Annotated in this window: 16 protein-coding genes; 12 read left to right on the top strand and 4 right to left on the bottom strand. The window is 39.3% G+C overall.

Translation table 11 applies throughout. From position 1 onward, the window contains the following. Nucleotides 1-54: 54 nt before the first annotated feature. The 3 genes from QZ574_RS05795 to QZ574_RS05785 are packed head-to-tail and all read left to right on the top strand — an operon-like array spanning nt 55 to nt 2,431. On the top strand, nt 55-690 hold the full coding sequence (locus QZ574_RS05795) for a hypothetical protein (RefSeq protein WP_297087734.1): 636 nt from the start codon (nt 55-57) through the stop codon (nt 688-690). Continuing rightward, entirely contained in the window at nt 687-1,721 is a 1,035-nt protein-coding gene (locus QZ574_RS05790; protein ID WP_297087732.1) for a histidine kinase, read from the top strand. The genes QZ574_RS05795 and QZ574_RS05790 overlap by 4 nt, the downstream gene beginning before the upstream one ends. 26 nt (nt 1,722-1,747) lie before the next feature. Further along, on the top strand, nt 1,748-2,431 hold the full coding sequence (locus QZ574_RS05785; RefSeq protein WP_297087730.1) for a LytTR family DNA-binding domain-containing protein: 684 nt from the start codon (nt 1,748-1,750) through the stop codon (nt 2,429-2,431). Between the two features lie 55 nt (nt 2,432-2,486). Here the strand turns inward: QZ574_RS05785 and QZ574_RS05780 are convergent, their stop codons facing one another. After that, nucleotides 2,487-4,019 carry an outer membrane protein transport protein gene (locus QZ574_RS05780; RefSeq protein WP_297087729.1) on the bottom strand — a complete coding sequence of 511 codons (1,533 nt, stop codon included), beginning with the start codon at nt 4,017-4,019 and terminating at the stop codon, nt 2,487-2,489. 46 nt (nt 4,020-4,065) lie between these two features. Further along, the gene (locus tag QZ574_RS05775) at nt 4,066-5,484 is read right to left on the bottom strand and encodes a hypothetical protein (protein ID WP_297087727.1); all 1,419 of its coding nucleotides are present in this window, start codon (nt 5,482-5,484) and stop codon (nt 4,066-4,068) included. A 98-nt stretch (nt 5,485-5,582) separates the two neighbouring features. Between QZ574_RS05775 and proS the strand changes: the two genes are divergently transcribed. From proS to QZ574_RS05740, 7 genes are all read left to right on the top strand, one after another. Then, the gene (gene proS / locus QZ574_RS05770) at nt 5,583-7,058 is read left to right on the top strand and encodes a proline--tRNA ligase (RefSeq protein ID WP_297087725.1); all 1,476 of its coding nucleotides are present in this window, start codon (nt 5,583-5,585) and stop codon (nt 7,056-7,058) included. A gap of 175 nt (nt 7,059-7,233) precedes the next feature. Next, nucleotides 7,234-7,920, top strand: coding sequence for a hypothetical protein (locus QZ574_RS05765; RefSeq protein ID WP_297087723.1), 687 nt, complete (start codon nt 7,234-7,236; stop codon nt 7,918-7,920). A 142-nt stretch (nt 7,921-8,062) separates the two neighbouring features. After that, on the top strand, nt 8,063-9,301 hold the full coding sequence (pepT, locus tag QZ574_RS05760) for a peptidase T (RefSeq protein WP_297087721.1): 1,239 nt from the start codon (nt 8,063-8,065) through the stop codon (nt 9,299-9,301). 74 nt (nt 9,302-9,375) lie between these two features. Beyond that, entirely contained in the window at nt 9,376-10,698 is a 1,323-nt protein-coding gene (tilS, locus tag QZ574_RS05755) for a tRNA lysidine(34) synthetase TilS (protein ID WP_297087719.1), read from the top strand. A 33-nt stretch (nt 10,699-10,731) separates the two neighbouring features. After that, nucleotides 10,732-11,391: a hypothetical protein gene (locus QZ574_RS05750; RefSeq protein WP_297087717.1), complete on the top strand. Its 660-nt coding sequence runs from the start codon at nt 10,732-10,734 to the stop codon at nt 11,389-11,391. Between the two features lie 129 nt (nt 11,392-11,520). Continuing rightward, nucleotides 11,521-12,825 (top strand): Gfo/Idh/MocA family oxidoreductase, encoded by a 1,305-nt coding sequence (locus QZ574_RS05745; protein ID WP_297087715.1) that lies wholly within the window; start codon nt 11,521-11,523, stop codon nt 12,823-12,825. 527 nt (nt 12,826-13,352) lie between these two features. Then, a complete protein-coding gene (locus QZ574_RS05740; RefSeq protein WP_297087713.1) occupies nt 13,353-13,808 on the top strand; it encodes an ion channel in 456 nt (151 codons plus the stop codon). A 170-nt stretch (nt 13,809-13,978) separates the two neighbouring features. Here the strand turns inward: QZ574_RS05740 and argF are convergent, their stop codons facing one another. After that, nucleotides 13,979-14,977: an ornithine carbamoyltransferase gene (gene argF / locus QZ574_RS05735; protein WP_297087712.1), complete on the bottom strand. Its 999-nt coding sequence runs from the start codon at nt 14,975-14,977 to the stop codon at nt 13,979-13,981. Between the two features lie 16 nt (nt 14,978-14,993). Next, nucleotides 14,994-15,950, bottom strand: a complete 957-nt coding sequence (locus QZ574_RS05730; protein ID WP_297087711.1) for a carbamate kinase — start codon at nt 15,948-15,950, stop codon at nt 14,994-14,996. A gap of 474 nt (nt 15,951-16,424) precedes the next feature. On the opposite strand from QZ574_RS05730, the gene QZ574_RS05725 reads away from it, so the two are divergent. After that, the gene (locus tag QZ574_RS05725) at nt 16,425-18,872 is read left to right on the top strand and encodes a DNA translocase FtsK (RefSeq protein WP_297087709.1); all 2,448 of its coding nucleotides are present in this window, start codon (nt 16,425-16,427) and stop codon (nt 18,870-18,872) included. A gap of 16 nt (nt 18,873-18,888) precedes the next feature. Continuing rightward, on the top strand, nt 18,889-19,542 hold the full coding sequence (locus QZ574_RS05720; RefSeq protein ID WP_297087707.1) for an outer membrane lipoprotein carrier protein LolA: 654 nt from the start codon (nt 18,889-18,891) through the stop codon (nt 19,540-19,542). Nucleotides 19,543-19,599 lie beyond the last annotated feature (57 nt).

Here is a 19,599-nt window from a genome sequence, read left to right as displayed (position 1 = left end):
TTAGCTCATACGTGTCACTTAGTTTTGGTATATAAAATCAAAAACAATCAAAAAATGAAAACACGTAATATTCTTTTTGTAACTACCATCACAATTTTATTGTCGGGCTGCGTTGTATATTCGTTTTATCCTTTATATACCGAAAAGGACTTGTTTGAAAACGATATTTTGTTGGGCGATTGGTTTGAGGATGATGACAATAATATATCATTTAGCAATTCCGAAGACTTATGGAAATTTACGCATCCTTTTATTGGCGATAAAAAGAACGGAGTCAGGGACAAAACCAGGTATACACTCACAATAAGCTCGAATGAAGATGGAGAGGTTCGCGAATCAAAATTTGAAGTTCATGTGATAAAACTTGCCAACGAATATTTTCTGGATTTTTATATTGAAGATTATGGCGGAGAAGATGACATATCCCTTGCAACTTTGCATTTAATTCCGGTGCATACTTTTGCCCGGTTAACCGTTAAAGATGACAAACTGGCCATTCATTGGTTTGACCCGGAATGGCTGGAGGACCTGATAAAGGAAAACAAGATTAGAATCCATCATGAAGATAACGGCGATTTTATTTTACTTACTGCCAAGCCTAAAGAGTTACAAAAGTTTGTGAGTAAATACGTTAACTCTGAAGATGCATTTGAGGATGGCCTGGAAGTTGAATTGCTAAGAAAACGATGAACAGGTATATTAAAATAATTCTGGTTCGTTTAATAAAAGACAGGGTATTGCAACATATCCTGTTTTGGTGTCTGTCGTTTTTAATTTTAATGAACGTGTTAAAAGTTTCGGCTGAAATAAAGCAGATTGATTTAATTTATACGGCCGTTTTTCATTTGCCAATAGTTCCTGTGGTATATCTTAACCTGAATGTGCTTTTTCCGGTGCTGTGGGAACGTACCAGGTATTTTGCCTACGCTTTTGCTGTACTCGCAATAGCTGCTCTCGGTTCGGGTTTTTATTTGCTATTGTTCGATCAACTTATCGATTATATTTTTAGGGGGTATTATTTTATAGCTTATTACAGTTTTTGGGATATCTCCTTGTTTTTTGCCATTTATCTTTTTATTTCAAGTTTGCTTCATCTGGCCCGGAGCTGGTTTAGAGCCGAAGAGCTTGAAAAGGAAAAGTCGCAGGCCGAGCTGAAAGCCTTAAAATCACAAATTAATCCACATTTTTTGTTTAACTCGTTGAACAGTATTTACAGTATGGCCCGAAAAGAATCGAAAGACGTGCCCGCAAAAATAATTCAATTAAGCGATTTAATGCGACATATTATTTACGATTCGGATGCCGAACTTGTATCGTTAAACAAAGAGGTGGAAATGATAAAGAACTACATCGAGTTGCAAAACTTACGTGTTAATAAAAATCAGCAAATTGTTTTTGAAACGATTGGACAAATTGACGGCAAAAAAATTGCCCCGCTTTTGTTTCTGCCTTTTGTTGAAAATAGCTTTAAACACGGGTTAAAAGGAGGTAGTAAAAATGCCTTTGTAAAACTTAAACTGGAAGTGTCGGGTGAGGTTCTGTATTTTGAGATTGAAAATAGTAAGGGCCAGGCCAGTAGTACTTTCGATTTAAAATACCGAGGAATCGGAATTGAGAATGTAAAAAAGAGACTTGATTTGATTTATCCGAACCAGCATTTGTTAAAAATAAGCAACCATAAAGAAACCTTTAAAGTGCTTTTGCAGGTACAGTTAAATTAGTATTGAATGAAGTAAAATTATTAAGCATGGTTTTAAACTGTATTATTGTCGACGATGAACCTTTATCGCAGGATGTATTGGGCGATTATGTAAACGCTTGCCCCGAACTGCAATTGGTTGCGGTTTGCAGCGATGCGCTTGAGGCCGGACAAATATTGAAGGACGAGAAAGTAGATTTGCTTTTTCTGGATATTAACATGCCCAAATTAAGTGGCATTGGTTTTATAAAAAGTTTAAAAGAACCACCTTTGTTTATATTGGTTACGGCTTATCCCGAGTTTGCCTTAGAAGGCTTCGAGGTAGATGCAGTAGATTACCTGCTTAAGCCGGTATCGTTTGAACGTTTCCGAACGGCATTAAACAGGGCCATCGAGCGATTTTCAATGCGCAAAGAGAATAATCCGCAACACCTGATGGTTAGAGCCAATAAAAAAGACTATCGCCTAAATTTTAACGAAATTATTTACCTTGAAGCGCAGGGCGATTATGTTCGTTTTATTACAGAAAGTCAATCGCTTATGGTACACGGTCGTTTAAAAGATTTTCTTGCAGCTCTTCCCGAGAAACAATTTGGCCGTATTCATAAATCATATGTGGTGTCGTTATCAAAAGTGGTGTACCTCGAGGGAAATCAGGTTAGTTTGGGCGAAATTAAACTGCCGGTAAGCCTTAGTTTTAAAGATGAATTTCTGGCAAAATTGCATACATAAGAAAAGACACAAACCTAAGGGAATGTGTCTCTGCAAAAATATTATATAGTTTACCTTAGAACTTAAATCCTAAAGTAAACATTACATCGTGCGTAAGTCCGCTGTATTCAGCCGGTTCCGGAACAGGATAAATACCTGATGCCGGTGCTGCGTATGGAAGCTCGTATTGTAACATATCGGTTATACGATAAGCCAGGTCAAAAGTAAAACTTCCAAAACGATAGCCTAAACCTGTTGAGTAAACGCTTAGTTTGTCATCTGCTTTAAATTGGTCGTTACCCAAAGCATTGCTATTATAGGCACTGGGGTAGTATTCGTAGCCGGCCCGTAAACTTAAATTGTTGGTAGCGCGTAATTCACCTCCAACCCGAATGTTGCCAACTGATTTGAATACATCCTTAATTTCCTGGTTGGCATCAATAAAATTACCATCTCTTAGTTTTGCAGAAGTATAATCTACGTATTCATAATCAATACTAATTAAACCTTTTTTTGCAATAACAAAGGCTCCACTAAGTGTTGCGCGAAAGGGCGTATTTAATCGGTAGTCGAAATTGCTTAAAGGTGATAATGCTTCTTGATCTTGTGTCCCATCAGTATAATTAATTGTTGCATACATTTCAGTATGATAAAAATCGTGCAAGTCGTAGAATGTTGGTGTGTGGATTGATGCTCCCAAACGTATCTCGTTTATTGGTTTGTAGATTATCCCAAATTTGAAATTATATCCCGTTCCTGTTGTTCTCAGGTATTCGTCAAATTGCAAACTTTCAAAATTCGGAATTATATTTTGATCATCCCATTCTTCGTAAGTGCTCGATTCACGGTAATAAATATCTGTTACACCCAGTGTGGCTCCCATATAAACTTTGTGATTAAAATTTAAGCCAACAGCAAAACTGTATTCATCAATCGATCCTTCACGTGAAATACTTTTGCGTTGTGCCACCGGGTGATTCTGAATATTGTCATCGTAGGGATTAATTTGTATATCGCTTCTCCAAGTTTCTGAATTTTCTTCTTGGTATATTAAATCAACACCTCCAAACTCGGCAATTGCCAAGTCATCATAAAACGGATATGTACCTGGATCAACATATGGATTTTCTCCATTAGAGTTTTCAATCCATGAATCTAAAATAGAACTTGTTACACCCGATGCCCCCAAAAGCGAATTGCTGTTAAAATCTTTCAGCCGATTGTAACCTATGCCCAGGTTTATGCTAATCAATCCAACTTCGCTGCGTGAAGCAGTTGGTATGGTTGTAACATAGCTTAAATTATTTAAGGCGAAATTGTACTTGGTGTCTTCCATCATGGTGTTCATGTAATTCCCTTCAATGTTACCGTAGGTAAATTTCGGAGTTACTGTTAATTCTGATGAGCGGTAAACACCCAGTCCTGCCGGATTTATGCTTATTGATGTAAAATCGCCACCCAATGCGCCAAATGCATTTCCCATTGCGCCTGCACGTGCTGTTCCCGAGACCTGGATATTAGAATAACGAAGTGCATCAAGCAGGTCCTGAGCTTGCATAAAAAAAGGCATAAAAAGGACCAGTAAAACAATGCTAATATTTTTCTTCATGGCAAATAGTTTTTGTCGTTAATGATCTTTGTAACTGTTTCTGTTTTTATCTTCTTCCGCCTGAGCTTCTTGAAGAACTGCCCGAGCTTCGTGAACCGGACGACGAAGAGCCGGAACTGCGAGAAACACTTGACGAACCACTGCTGCGGTAACTACTGCTGCTGCCGCTGCTTCTGTAGCTACTACTGCTTCTTGATGGAGAACTACTTTTGTAAGTACTGCCCGATTTGGTCGACGACGGAGCACGGTAAGATCTTGATGAGCTTCCCGAACTCGAGCTGCGATTGTAGGTAGAGCTCGAACGGTATGACCTGTTATAATTGGAAGTTGATTTTGGGGCAGAATAACTCGAACCTGACGAGCGACTACTGCTTCCTGAACTTACCACACGTGGTTTTGTATAGCTTGAACTTGTACTGGTGCTCGGACGCGTGTAACTTCTGTTGCTACTTACCGAACCCGGGCGTGTATAACTTTGTGTACGCGTTGTGGCCGATTTTGCAGAACTGGCCTGACGTGTACCGGTAGTGCTCGTTGTTCTTCGTCTTTCGGTTAATACTTTGGCATTATTTGTAGCAGAACGTGTTGTAGTAGCCGTTCCGGTAGATCTGCGGGTTGAGCTGTTGGCACTTCTGTCGGATACATTACCCGATTTGGTTGAAACACCTGAACTTCTACGGGAGTTACTTGCAGAAGCTGCTGCTGCTGAACCCGATCTGCGGTTGGAATCTCCCCTGTATACATTGGTTCCGGTAGAGCGTCGTTGTCCGTAGGTATAATCTCTGCCATAATTAGGGTAGCCCGGATAAATGGGATGACTTGGGTAGCCCGGGTAGCCCCACCAGCCACCTCCGTAATATGGTGGGTAATATCCCCATCCCCAGCTGTAATACGGATAACGATAACCCCAATTGTAATAAGGCCATCCCCATCCCCAGCTCATGCTAAAACTCCAACCTGGAGAGTACCAGGATGAATAGTAGTACGGGTCGTAGTAAAACGGATCGTAATACGACCAGCTATCCCAATAAAACGGGTCGTAAAAATACGGACGATGAAAACGTCGAATACGATAAGCGTAATCCAGCTCGTCGCCATCGTAGTAATTGTTAATTACATATTTCATCTCATCGTCGTTGTAATAAACTGTTGTATCGCTGGCTTCCATTTCCATCTGGTCCATGTTGTAGCGCAATACATCAGCGTCTTCTTCCGTGCCTTCAAAAATGTAGTTGTTCATGGTGTTGCTGCCATCATCATTTTTCTCAATGTTGCTAATGATCATGGTGTTAGCCGATTTTTCAACCGGTTCCTGTTCAACAACTTGCTCAACTGCAATTGGAGGAGGAACTTCACCCGGATTGAAATAGATGTCGTCGGAATAAGTACCTGACACATATCCTCCCGTCGTACAGGCTCCCAGCAAAATGGCCAGTAATCCTAATAATGTTAATCTTGATTTCATAAGGTATCCTCCGTTTATTTAATGTCAATAATAATTACTTTCTTTGTAAGCTCAAAATTTAAAATTATTAAAACAAAATCTATACCAAATATTAGATTATGGCTAAAGAATTGACTTCGCGCAGCGAGAATTATTCACAATGGTACCAGGATTTGGTAATTAAAGCAGACCTTGCAGAGAATTCAGCTGTTAGAGGATGTATGGTTATTAAGCCTTATGGCTACGCAATTTGGGAAAAAATGCAAGCCGAGCTTGACCGCATGTTTAAAGAAACCGGACACGTAAATGCCTACTTTCCGCTTTTTATTCCAAAATCCTTTTTTAGTAAAGAAGCCGACCATGTTGAAGGATTTGCAAAAGAATGTGCAGTTGTAACGCATTATCGTTTAAAAAACGATGAGGAAAATGGCGGTGTTGTGGTTGATCCCGACGCAAAACTTGAGGAAGAATTAATTGTACGACCAACTTCTGAAACTATAATCTGGAACACCTATAAAAATTGGATTCAGTCGTACCGCGATCTACCAATTCTTTGTAACCAGTGGGCAAACGTTGTGCGTTGGGAAATGCGTACACGTCTATTCCTTCGTACAGCTGAGTTTTTGTGGCAGGAAGGACACACCGCACACGCAACAAAAGAAGAGGCCATTGAAGAAACAGAGAAGATGTGTAATGTTTATGCCAATTTCGCCGAGAATTTTATGGCTGTTCCTGTTGTTAAAGGTTTAAAGTCGCCGAACGAACGTTTCGCTGGCGCCCTCGAAACCTATTCAATTGAAGCTTTAATGCAAGACGGAAAAGCATTGCAATCGGGAACTTCTCACTTTTTAGGACAAAATTTTGCAAAGGCTTTTGATGTAACTTTTGCTAATAAAGAGGGGAAAGAAGATTACGTTTGGGCAACATCGTGGGGTGTTTCAACCCGTTTAATGGGAGCGTTAATTATGGCGCACTCTGATGACAATGGATTAGTTTTGCCTCCAAAATTGGCACCTTACCAGGTGGTTATTGTACCAATTTACCGTAAGGAAGAACAATTGGCTGCCATTACCGAAAAAGTGGACGAAATTATTGCCAAACTAAAAAGCCGTGGTATTTCGGTAAAATACGACGACAGGGATACCCGTAAACCCGGATGGAAATTTGCAGAGTACGAATTAAAAGGTGTACCTGTACGTTTGGCCTTGGGACCTCGCGACCTGGAAAATGGTACTGTTGAAGTGGCTCGCCGTGATACGCTGGAGAAAGAGGTGACCCCAATTGAAAATATTGACCAATATGTGGAAGACTTGCTTGAAACTATTCAAAAAAATATTTTCCAGAAGGCATGGGACTACAGGGCTGAAAATACACGAAAAGCTGATACCTGGGAAGAGTTTAAAGAAATTCTTACCACAAAAGGTGGTTTCATATCGGCGCACTGGGATGGAACTTCAGAAACAGAGGAAGCCATTAAAAACGAAACCAAGGCAACCATTAGATGTTTGCCGCTGGAATACGAAGCGGAGGAAGGTGTTTGTATTTACTCCGGTAAACCTTCAAAGCGCAGAGTATTGTTTGCATTAGCCTACTAATGTCATTTCGAATGCAATGAGAATTAAAAATTAACGGAGCTTAATCTGCTGCCTTGAAAATGATTTCTCCTTGCAAGCTCGTCGAAATGACAAAAAAAATATAAAAGCAGCCCAACAGGGCTGCTTTCTTTTTTTTGAGTATTTGTGTACATTTAAATGTTTATAATTGTACACAATGACAGAAAAAGAAGTTAGAGCCTCGTTTCTTGAGGCACTGGTAATAAAATCAACAGTAAAGCAAACGGTTTACGATAATACACGTCAAACGTTTACTATTTTAAAAAAGGTTCTTAATCGGCTTGAAAAAGATTACCTGGCCAAGGTGAAAGGGAAGCTGCCGGTTGCTGCTTTACCCGAATACCGCGACAGGGGACCGTTTGAGGTAGAGTTTAAAGTAGGTGGCGATTTGCTTATTTTTAGTATGCACTCCAATGTGTTTGAATTTGATGACAAGCACCCCGTGTGGAAAACAAAATACATCGAAGAAGACTCTATGCGGTCATATTGTGGCGTCATCAATATTTATAACTTTTTGGCCGATTCATTTAAGTACAACCGTGTGAACGACCTGGGTTACCTGGTAGCCCGGATATTTGTAAATAAAGACAAACATTTTTTTGTTGAAGGTAAAAGGCAATCAGCCGAAGTGGTTAAGGATTTTGCCAACGACACCATTTCACCTGGATTTATTCGCCAAATTGTTGAAACTGCAATTCAGTACAGTATCGAATTTGACCTGCTGATGCCGGTTTACGACCAGGTAAAAATGGCAACTGTTGATCAAATGAGGCAAAAAATAAGCCACTCGAAAATGGTTACCGGCAAACGTTTAGGCTTTGCCTTTAATTCTGATGATATTTAATAGAGAGCAAGGTTTTTTTCGCATACAAAAAAATTAATTTTGTAGCTCCAAAGTATGGAGGAGATACAATAATGAATGAATAAAGCGGCAAACAAAGAACCCAATTCTTTGTTGCTGCCTGGTAAAGCACAAAAAATAAACAATGGAAAAAGTAGTAGAACGATTTATAAATTACGCCAAACAATACACCACCTCTGATCCAAAAAGTAAAACATACCCAAGCACCGACCGTCAGTTGGTTTTTATGCGAAAATTAGTTGACGAGTTGACGCAAATTGGATTAAAAGAAGTGGAAATGGACGAATATGGTTACGTAACTGCAACCATTCCGGCCAAAGGTAAAAAGCATTGTCCTGTTGTAGGCTTTATTGCCCATGTGGATACCAGTCCTGATTTTTCAGGAGAAAATGTTGAACCGCAAATAATTGAAAAATATGATGGTTCAACCGTATTTTTAAAAAACAAGGTTTGCATAGATCCAAAACAGTTTCCGGAATTGCTTAATTATAAAGGACAAGACCTTATAACCGCAGATGGTACAACCCTTTTAGGCGCGGATGATAAAGCTGGTGTAGCCGAAATTGTTACTGCTGCAGAAATTCTTCTGAATAGTAATGAATTTGAACATGGCAAAATACGTCTGGCATTTACGCCTGATGAGGAAATAGGAAAGGGGACCGACCATTTTGATGTGAAAAAATTTGGAGCCGATTTTGCCTATACGCTTGATGGCGGAGAGATTGGAGAGTTGGAATTCGAAAATTTCAATGCAGCAGGGGCTACCATTAAAATTAAGGGGCGAAGTGTGCATCCCGGAGCTGCCAAAAATAAAATGATAAATGCCTTGTTGGTGGCGCACAAGCTTGTTGGAATGTTACCTCCAACGCAGCGTCCGGAACATACCGAAAAATATGAAGGATTTTTTCACCTGTTATCATTAAATGGAGGGGTGGAGTCGGCCGAGTTGTACTACCTTATTCGCGACCATTGTGCCAAAAAGTTTGAGGAAAAGAAAAGACTCTTGTTGGAAGTAGTTAAGCTGGTGAATTCGGAATACGAAGAAAATATTGTGGAGATTGAACTTAAAGACCAGTATTACAACATGCACGAAAAAATTAAGCCGGTAATGCATATTGTTGATATTGCGCGACAGGCCATGATTGATGCAGGAGTTAAACCTAAAATAAAAGCCATTCGTGGAGGAACGGATGGTGCTCGTCTTTCGTACGACGGACTGCCTTGCCCAAATATTTTTGCAGGCGGCCATAATTTTCACGGGCCATTTGAATTTGTGCCTATTCCATCTATGCTAAAATCAGTAGAGGTTATCCTGAATATTGCAAAAGCTGTGGGAAAACTGAAAAAACAAAATGCAAATTAAAGTTGTGGTGAGGTTTGCCAAATATTACTGGAAACAAAACATAGACTATTAACAATTGAAGAAAGAGCAATTTCATGTTCAATTTATTCACCCAAAATATAAACGATAAGAAGCTGGTTAAGCAAGGGCAAAAAGTGCTGCTGGCAGTTAGTGGTGGAATTGATAGCATGGTTTTACTGCATCTGTTCGAGCGTTCGGGAATTAATTATGGTATTGCTCATTGTAATTTTAAACTGCGGGATGCAGAATCGGACGGAGATGAAACCTTTGTGCGCAGCGAAATTGAAAAGTATGGCATAAGTGCTCATTTTAAATCTTTTGACACCAGGGAATATGCCGCCCTAAAAGGTATTTCAATAGAAATGGCCGCACGTGAACTGCGGTATAATTTCTTTGAACAAATTCGAAAAGAATATGAGTACGATTTGGTTGCCACTGCTCATCATCAAGACGATTTGATTGAAACTTTTTTTTTAAACCTGACACGAAAAACCGGAATTAAAGGACTTACCGGAATTAAAGAGAAAAAAGGGAAACTCATACGTCCGCTGTTGTTTGCAAGTCGCGAAGACATTGAAAAATACGCTGCCGAAAATTATATTGATTATCGCGAAGATTCATCAAATAGCGAGGTGGTTTATCAGCGTAATTTCCTCCGACATAAAATTCTACCATTATTTTCGGAGCTAAATCCGGCTTTTAATAAGAATTTTATTGCCAGCGTCGAGAATTTGAAAGCTGCTTACGAAGTATATGAGGCCACCATTAACTCTGAAATCGATAATATTCTGAGGAAAGAAAACGAACAATCAGTAATTTCAATACCAGCTCTACAGAAATCGGGACACGCAAAAACTGTTTTGTTGGAAATACTAACCGTTTTTGGGTTTAATGCAAGCGTTGTTGATGATGTATATCAAAGCCTGGGAACCTTATCGGGGAAACAGTTTTTTTCTAAAACGCATCGTTTGGTAAAAGATCGCGATGCTTTATTTGTTTCTGAAATTCAAAACGAGAACAAGCATGTTTATTACATTGAAGAGAACGATATCGAATTATTCGCTCCTCTGAGTATTTCGGTTGAACAAATGGATTATGAGGCGTTTTCTATTGTGAAAGACAATAACGTTGCTTGCATCGATTTTGATAAGGTAGAGTTTCCCTTGTTAATCCGAAAATGGGAGCAGGGAGATTATTTTCAGCCTTTGGGGATGACGGGATTTAAAAAAGTTAGCGACTTTTTTATTGATCAGAAAATGCCCCTGCACAAAAAGGAAAACACATGGCTTTTATGTAGTGGGAAAAAAATTGTCTGGATAATGGGGTATCGTCTCGATAATCGGTTTAAATTAACTCCCGATTCTAAAAAGGTATTAAAAATAGTTATAATTAGTTAGTTCTGCCAATATTAAAAACAAAGTCGAAAACTCATGAATCGTTTACACTTAATCATTCTCCTACTCTTCTTTACAAATGTTGCCAAATCGCAAGTTCGGGCTACAACAGAATCAGGTAATAAAGTGTTGTTATTTGATGATGGTACCTGGAAGTATGAAGAAAAGAAGCTAACATCTTCGGTAACTGAAATTGCTGCTGTTTCTCCGGAAATTCAGCCAGTCTTAAAAATCGATTCGCTCAAAGAATTATCAACAGAAGAAACGGAGCTGTTTTATGCCGAGAGTAAAAGGCTCTCGCGCTATTTTGGCGAAGAACAAGGCCGTATTCGTTGTAAAGTAAAATGTGTAAACCACTTGGGCGAACTTAAAATACTTTACCATTTTGATATAAGAGTTGCTGATGGTGAGCGCTATTTTGGTTATCTAAAAAAAGGAACAAAAATAACTCTGCACTTACTTGAAGGACAGCAACTCGAGTTTTATACCAGTGTTGATGTAGAAATTGAAGGCATGGACCAATATAACTTAACAAAAATGTTTGGTGTGGCTACTCTTTTAAGTGCAGAGCAAGTTCAAATACTAACGGTAAATCCGGTGTTAAAAATGGAAATTGACTGGAAAAAGAAATCCGAGCTATACGAACTTAACGATTCAAAATTCTTTATAAAAACACTACCTCAGATTCTATTCTAAAATCGGCCCTAAACGAAATTTTTTGGTTTATGCTAATGCAGAACAGACAAGAATAGGACATTCGAAAAAACCTTGTTATATTTGAAGCCAGATATTACCTAAATCATTATTAATCTAATAAAGCTTCAAATGAAAAGAAGAAATTTTATTCGAAATCTTTCGTTAAGTGCTTCCGGTGCTATTATGGTACCAACTATAGTTAAAGCCTCTGCCCTTGGCAGAAATGGCTCGGTTGCTGCAAACGACAGAATTGAACTTGTTTTGGTGGGATGTGCCGGAATGGGAAGTGCTAATCTTTTAAATTTATTGAAAGATAAAGGTGTTGAATGTGTGGCACTTTGCGATGTGGATTCTACTCGTATTGCGAAGCAAAAAGCAAAATTAACTGAAAAGGGGCATGCAAGCTCGCAAAAAGAATTTGAAGATTATCGCGAATTGTTGGCCTGGAATGCTTTTGATGCAGCAGTTATTGCTGTACCCGACCACTGGCATGCGATTTTGTACAGCACCTTTGCCAATCATAAAAAAGATGTTTATGGCGAAAAACCGTTGGTACGCAAGTTGCGCGAAGGCCGCATTGTTGCCGATGCTGTTAAAGAGAACAATATTATTTGGCAAACCGGTAGCTGGCAGCGGAGTACGGAAAACTTTGCAAAAGCTTGCGAATTGGTTCAGAGTGGGGTACTTGGAGAGATTGAAAAAATTGAAGTTGGACTACCTAATTTTGATAAAAAAGTAGGTATGCCACCAAAAATTGATGTCCCCGATGGCCTGAACTGGGACTTATGGCTGGGGCCTGCACCTAAAAAGCCATATCGTGGCGTAAGTCATTGGAACTGGCGGTGGATTATGGATTATTCGGGAGGACAACTTACCGACTGGATTGGTCACCATTGCGATATTGCAATGTGGTCGATGGATTTGAGCCATACCGGGCCAACAGAAATAAAAGCTGATGCCAAGTTTGCTAAAGGCGATTATTTTGATGTGCCGCATGAGTTTGATATTGATGCCAAATTTGAAAATGGCCTTTATATGAATATTGCCAATGCTGACAAATTAAAACACGGAATGGGTGTGTGCTGGTATGGCGAAAAAGGTTGGATACATGTGAACCGCGGCAACAAGTTGGCAGCCAGCGACGAGAAACTGCTTTCTGTAACAATTCCTGAAAGTGTAACTAAATTCAGATCGGGCAATGGCACCCATTGGGCCGATTTCATCAACGGAGTGCGTACTCGCCAACAACCTATTGCAAATGTTGAGGCAGCGCACCGTGCTGTTTCAGTAGCCTTGCTTGGCGAAATAGCATACCTTGCCGATGAGAAACTAAAATGGGATCCAAAAGCGGAAAAACTTATTGGCGCATCCAGCGAGGCAAATGCTATGCTGGCCAGAGATTACCGTTCGCCATGGAGCCTTAAAGGATTGTAATGCGTAAACAATTTTTCATATGATGCAGGAGTACAAACACTTGATATTGTGTGAATAATAGCAGAGGAATTCCGGCATAAAATAATTGTTTGTAGATTGTTTTATTGTCCGAAATAATTAAGTCAGTCTGAAGATTCAATGTAATTTTCAGACTGATTTTTTTTACCAGCATCCCCCCCAAAAAAAAATGGTCCTGTTTTCCTAAAAGATAAAAATTCAGAAGGAATAGTCATTTTGTTGCCGCTTTTTCCGATCGTATTTATTGGGTTCATAATCAATTTTGTATCTTGCTATAATTACATTTAAAACCAAGGCAGCAGTATTTTATGCTTAAATCTAATCACAACAACTTTTATGATCTCGTACATTTGCGCAGGTTCGAAATATTACTGTTTAGTTTTTTTATTTTGCTGTTCGGCGATCTGTTTATAGTTAACAAGTTAGATTTATTTCCGTTTTTGGTAGCACAAAATGTTGTTGCCAGTTTGCTAATTTTTCATAACCGCCTAAGGAAAAAACTGTTCTTTTTGTTGGTAATTATTTTACTTGTTGCACTCGAATTATGTAGTTCGGTTGTGAACATACCCAATACTAAACTGGCATTCTTTCTTACTTATATTGTGTACTTTACATTTCTTTCGGTAAACGTGTACCGACAGGTACTTTTTTCGAAAGAAGTGAATATTGGAATGATAGCTGCCGTACTTTGTGGTTTTATTATTTTAGGATTAACCGGTGGGTTCATTTTTTCAATGATAGAATACCTGCAGCCCCATTCGTTTAATAATATTGCAGTGGGGGTGGCCTATGTTTCAGACCTTATATATTTTAGTTTTATAACAATTTTATCAATTGGCTACGGCGATATAACACCAGCAACCCAAATAGCCCAAAAAACAGCCTTGCTGTTTGGTCTGTTAGGATATTTTTATGGGGTAGTGGTAATTGGTGTTATTATTGGGAAATATTTGGCTCGTAAGTAAGAGCCTGTATGACTTGAGGTATGGTTTCATTACCTTTCTTTTTGTGGTGGATTATTGCAAATGTGTTTTAAAAGAAGAGCTAAAAAAGGCTGTAAAAACGAAAGATCAGGGTTTTATTATAAACAATAAAAGCATTCGTTTTAACAGCCTCGGTTATAAATCTTCTCAGTTTAAGCAAGGGTAGCTACCATAACAGCTTTAATGGTATGCATCCGATTTTCGGCTTCATCAAAAACCAGGGAGGCTTCGCTTTCAAAAACTTCATCGGTAACTTCCATTGCTTCAAGCCCAAATTTTTGATAGATCTGCTCGCCAATTTTTGTTTCGCGGTTATGAAATGCAGGCAGGCAGTGCAGAAACTTTACCTGAGGATTTCCGGTAAGTTCCACGACCTTTTTATTTACCTGGTAGGGCAGTAGCAGATTAATTCGTTCTTCCCATACTTCGTCTGGTTCGCCCATTGAAACCCACACGTCGGTATACAAAAAATCACAATCTTTTACCGCAGTAGCTACGTCTGCAGTAATTGTAATTTTACCACCGGTTTGGGCCGCAATTTTACGGCATTGAGCCTGTAGTTCTTCGGTTGGTTGGCAGGCTTTTGGCGCTGCTGCCCTAAAGTCCATTCCTAATTTGGCAGCTCCCACCATTAACGAGTTTCCCATATTGTTACGGGCATCGCCAAGGTAACAGAATTTAACTTCCGATAGCGGTTTGTTGCTGTGTTCCTTCATGGTTAAAAAATCGGCCAGAATTTGTGTTGGGTGAAACTCATTGGTCAGGCCGTTCCATACCGGTACTCCGGCATATTTTCCTAATTCTTCAACAATATCCTGTCCAAAACCGCGGTATTCAATGCCGTCGTACATCCGTCCTAAAACACGAGCAGTATCTTTCATCGATTCTTTTTGTCCGATTTGCGAGCCCGACGGTCCCAGGTAAGTAACTTTTGCACCCTGGTCGTAGGCGGCTACCTCAAACGCACAGCGAGTTCGGGTAGACGCTTTTTCGAAAATAAGGGCAATATTTTTACCACAAAGCAATGCTTGTTCTGTACCGGCGTATTTTGCTTTTTTTAAACTTTCTGAAAGCTCAAGCAGGTGATTGATTTCTTGAGTAGAAAAATCCAGTAATTTTAAAAAGTTCCTGTTTTTTACGTTGTAAGCCATAGTTGTATTTATTTTGTTAATCTTCGTAATGCATGGTAATTTTTGATCCGTAACTTTTGTCTTCAAGCTTTTTTGCTTCAGTAATAATACTCTTAGTGCCCCCGTTTTTTATAAAATTCAGGCAAGCCCTTATTTTGGGTTCCATTGTGCCTTCAGCAAATGTACCATTTTCAAGGTGTTTTTGCGTATCGGCATAATTTAAAAACTCCAGTTTTTCTTGCGTTTCAAGTCCGTAATCTTTGTAAATAAAGGCTACGTCAGTTAAAATGTAAAGCTCATCAGCCTCAATATTTGTGGCCAGCAGGCTCGAGGCCATATCCTTGTCAATTACCGCATCCAGTGTTCTTACATCTTTGTTTTCATCAAAGTAAACCGGGATGCCACCACCGCCGGCTGCAATTACAATATTACCGTTTTCCAGCAACTGCCTGATAATTTCTTTGTTCACAATATCAACCGGTGTGGGCGAAGGTACAACCCTGCGGAAGCCTCCTTTGCCTTTTGTAGTTGATTTAAAAAGCCAGCCTTTCTGAGCATTTAATTTATCGGCTTCTTCTTGGCTGTATACTTTTCCAACACGTTTTGATGGAGCCTCAAAGGCTGGGTCGTTTTCCTGTATTTCAACCAGGGTAACCATCGAAATTACGTTTTTGTTGATGCCATGTTTGTTTAACACATTACGCATCATACGTTCAATCATAAAACCAATTCCTCCTTGCGAGTCGGCCACACAAATATTTAGTGGCATGGGGGCTATGCCATACATTTGCTCGCCGGCATCGTTGCGCATTAAAATATTGCCAACCTGCGGTCCGTTGCCATGTGTTAGTACCAGCTCGTAGCCATCTTTTATTAAATGTATGAGGTTTTCAAGGGTTTCGGTAACATTTTTTTCCTGTTGCACAATAGTGCCCTCTTCGTCACCACGAAGGATGGCGTTTCCGCCTAAAGCAACAACGGCTCTTTTTTTCATCGGTTCAGAATTAATAGTTAAACAATGCGTGCACGCAACTTGTGGTACTTTGGTAATGTTTAAACAACACACTAAGTTTTGGTTCGTGTACGTTTTACTGGTAAAATGTAGTTCTTATGTCAGTTAACAAACTTAGAAAAACAACTTAAAAAAAGAAATGTGTTCAGTGCTGATTTGCTGTTGTTTAAGCTATTATAAAACAGGCTTTTTGCATTGAATTATTAAATCGAAAAACAGTTTTTTAATTTTCTTTCGATTTGCAAGAAAAATATGTTGGTTTGTTAACAGTTTATTCTTGAAAGTATTGCAGTATTAAGCGTGAAGGCATAACATCTACCTGATTTTTTTTAGTTAGATTTGCGTTCAATTTAACTTGCCATAATCTGATTTTAGCGAAAATTTGCTCAGATACTACAAGTTTATTGGTAACGAAAAATACATTTTAAATAAAAATCCGGATCAAAAAATATCTCCATGGCATTTAGAACAAAGAAAAAGCCTGCTAAAGCAAAAAAGAAACGTACAAAAAAACGTTTTTCACTAATCAGGAATGAAAAATTGTATTTTCTGTTTGGTTTGTTTGTGTTGTTATTGGCTGCTTATTTGCTTATTTCCTTTGTGTCGTTTTTATTTTATGGTGCTGCCGATCAAAGCCTGATGGATTCCAGCTGGTCCGAGTTTTTATTTAATACCGGGGTAAAGGCACAAAACAAGGGAATGAAACTGGGAGCTTATCTTTCAGAGGTTCTTATGAACGGCGGTTTCGGATTGGCGTCGTTTGCATTTGTTTATTTATTGGCCATCACGGGCTTACGTATTCTTGGCCGTAAAACCGGCAATTTCTTTAAAAGTATTTTATACAGCCTGGTATGCATAGTTTGGTTTTCGGTGGCATTAGGCTTATTTTTTAATAAAACCGATGCCGGATCGGCCATTTATTGGGGGGGGCATTATGGCTTTGTTTTAAGTAACTGGCTACGTTCGCTTATTGGTGTTGTAGGGCTTGTTTTCCTGTTGTTTATTTCAGGATTAGCCATTGTGGTTGTGCGTTTTGATGGTGTGTATGCTCGTTTGTCGCAACTTATAAAACGTAAACAGGAAACAACCGGGACAATAGATTCTGGTGATTCAGAAGTTGAACAGGAAACTGACGAACAGTTGGCCGGAGAAGAAGCCATAACAAAAATTATTGAAGACGATGACGATGTGGTAAAAGCCATTTTTGAATCGGATGAAGAAGATGACCTGCCATTGGATGAGCCTGTAGAGGATATTCTTGAAATTGACGACCCTGAGCCGGAAGAAGAAGTAGCTGGAAATGTGGAGGTACTCGCGGAAAAAGAGAAGGAAGACCTGGCACTTACGGTAGAACCCAAGCACCAGGAAGAAGAATCGGATGAAATTAAACCCGATGAGCTGGAAGATTACGACCCAACACTTGATTTGGCAAGTTTTAAATTTCCAACACTCGATTTACTCGAGGACCATAAGTTTGGAAATGCCGAAGTAAAAAATGAAGAGTTAGTGGCCAATAAAAATAAAATTGTTGAAACGCTGCGACACTATAAAATTGAAATTACAAAAATCAGGGCAACCATAGGTCCAACAATTACTTTGTACGAAATAGTTCCGGCACCCGGGGTACGCATATCTAAAATTAAAAACCTGGAAGATGATATTGCTTTAAGCCTCGCGGCACTCGGAATACGTATTATTGCGCCAATACCGGGGCGCGGAACCATTGGTATTGAAGTGCCCAATCAGAACCCGGAGACTGTATCAATGCACTCGATAATCCGGTCAAAAAGATTTCAGGAAAGTTCGGCCGAATTACCGGTAGCCTTGGGTAAAACCATATCAAACGAAACCTTTATGTTCGACCTGGTTAAAATGCCGCACATCCTGGTGGCCGGTGCAACAGGTCAAGGTAAGTCGGTGGGTATAAATGTTATTATTACTTCGTTGCTCTACAAAAAGCATCCTTCGCAATTGAAGTTTGTTTTTATCGATCCGAAAAAAGTTGAACTCAATATTTATTCGGTGCTTGAAAAACATTATCTGGCCAAACTGCCCGATGCGGAAGAGCCGGTAATTACTGATATTCAGAAAGTAAAGAATACGCTGAATTCTATAAACGTGGAAATGGATGCACGTTACGATTTGCTTAAGGCAGCACAGGCGCGAAATATAAAAGAGTACAACAAAAAGTTTATTTCACGACGCTTGAATCCGGATAAAGGACACCGTTATATGCCGTATATTGTTGTTATTATTGATGAGTTTGCCGATTTAATAATGACAGCCGGTAAAGAAATAGAATTGCCAATTGCGCGAATTGCCCAGTTGGCCAGGGCGGTTGGAATTCACATGGTAATTGCTACACAACGGCCATCAACAAATATTATTACCGGGGTTATTAAGGCTAACTTTCCGGCACGAATTGCTTTTAAAGTTGCTTCAATGATCGATTCGCGTACCATTTTGGATAGCCCGGGAGCAAACCAGTTAATTGGCCGGGGAGATATGTTAATAGCACAGGGAAGCGAAATGACGCGTGTACAATGTGCATTTGTTGACACACCTGAAGTGGAAAATATTTGTGATTTTATTTCTGAACAAAGAGGATACCCAACCGCATTTTTGCTGCCAGAGTACGTGGGCGAAGAAGAAGTAGCACCTGGAGATGTAGATTTAAAAAACAGAGACGAATTGTTTGATGATGCCGCACGTGTTGTGGTTTTAAATCAAATGGGATCAACCTCGATGATACAACGTAAATTCTCGATAGGCTATAACCGGGCCGGACGATTGATGGATCAGCTGGAAGCAGCCGGTATTGTTGGCCCAAGCGAAGGAAGCAAAGCACGGCAAGTATTACTACAGGATGAATACAGTTTGGAACAGTTATTGAATAACTTATAGGTAAAACAAAAAGCAGATGAATAAAAGAGTATTGTTAATGGTTGCATTGTTTTTGGCAGCAACCATGGGGTGGGCGCAACAAGATGCAAAAGCAAAAAAAATTCTGGATGAGGTTAGCGCAAAAACAAAAAACATAACTGCCATGTCGGCAAGTTTTATTTTTTCAATGGTAAACGAAGAAATGGAAATTGACGAAACAAATGCCGGTACCATAAAAATTAAAGGACAGAAATACACCGTTCAGCTGCCCGATTTAGGCGTAAAAGTATTTTCTGATGGCAAAACCATATGGAATTATATGGAAGACGGAAATCAGGTAACAATTTCGAATATTGATGATGAAGGCAGCGAGCTTATGGATCCCTCGTCGTTGTTTAGCATTTATGAACGGGGTTTTCGCTCTGAATTTGTCGCAGAAAAAACAGCCGAAGGAAAAAGTTTATATCAGCTAAACCTGTTTCCTGATACTGATGAATATGATGTAACAAAAATAGAAGTTACCATTGATAAAGCCACAATGATGATTTATGCCGCAACTTTGTATAGCACCGATGGAAATTTATATGGCATACAGGTGAAGCAAATGGATACCAACATTGATTTGGCGGATACTGATTTTATTTTTGATGCATCAAAATACGATGATGTTGAGGTGATTGATTTTCGTTAAACAAAAGTATTTAAAAAAAAGCCTTGTTTTAAATTCTAAAACAAGGCTTTTTTTAGT

It is taken from the genome of uncultured Draconibacterium sp., from assembly GCF_913063105.1.
Classification (GTDB): domain Bacteria; phylum Bacteroidota; class Bacteroidia; order Bacteroidales; family Prolixibacteraceae; genus Draconibacterium.
Note: the sequence above shows the minus strand (reverse complement) of the source record. Positions and strands in the feature narration are given on the sequence as shown.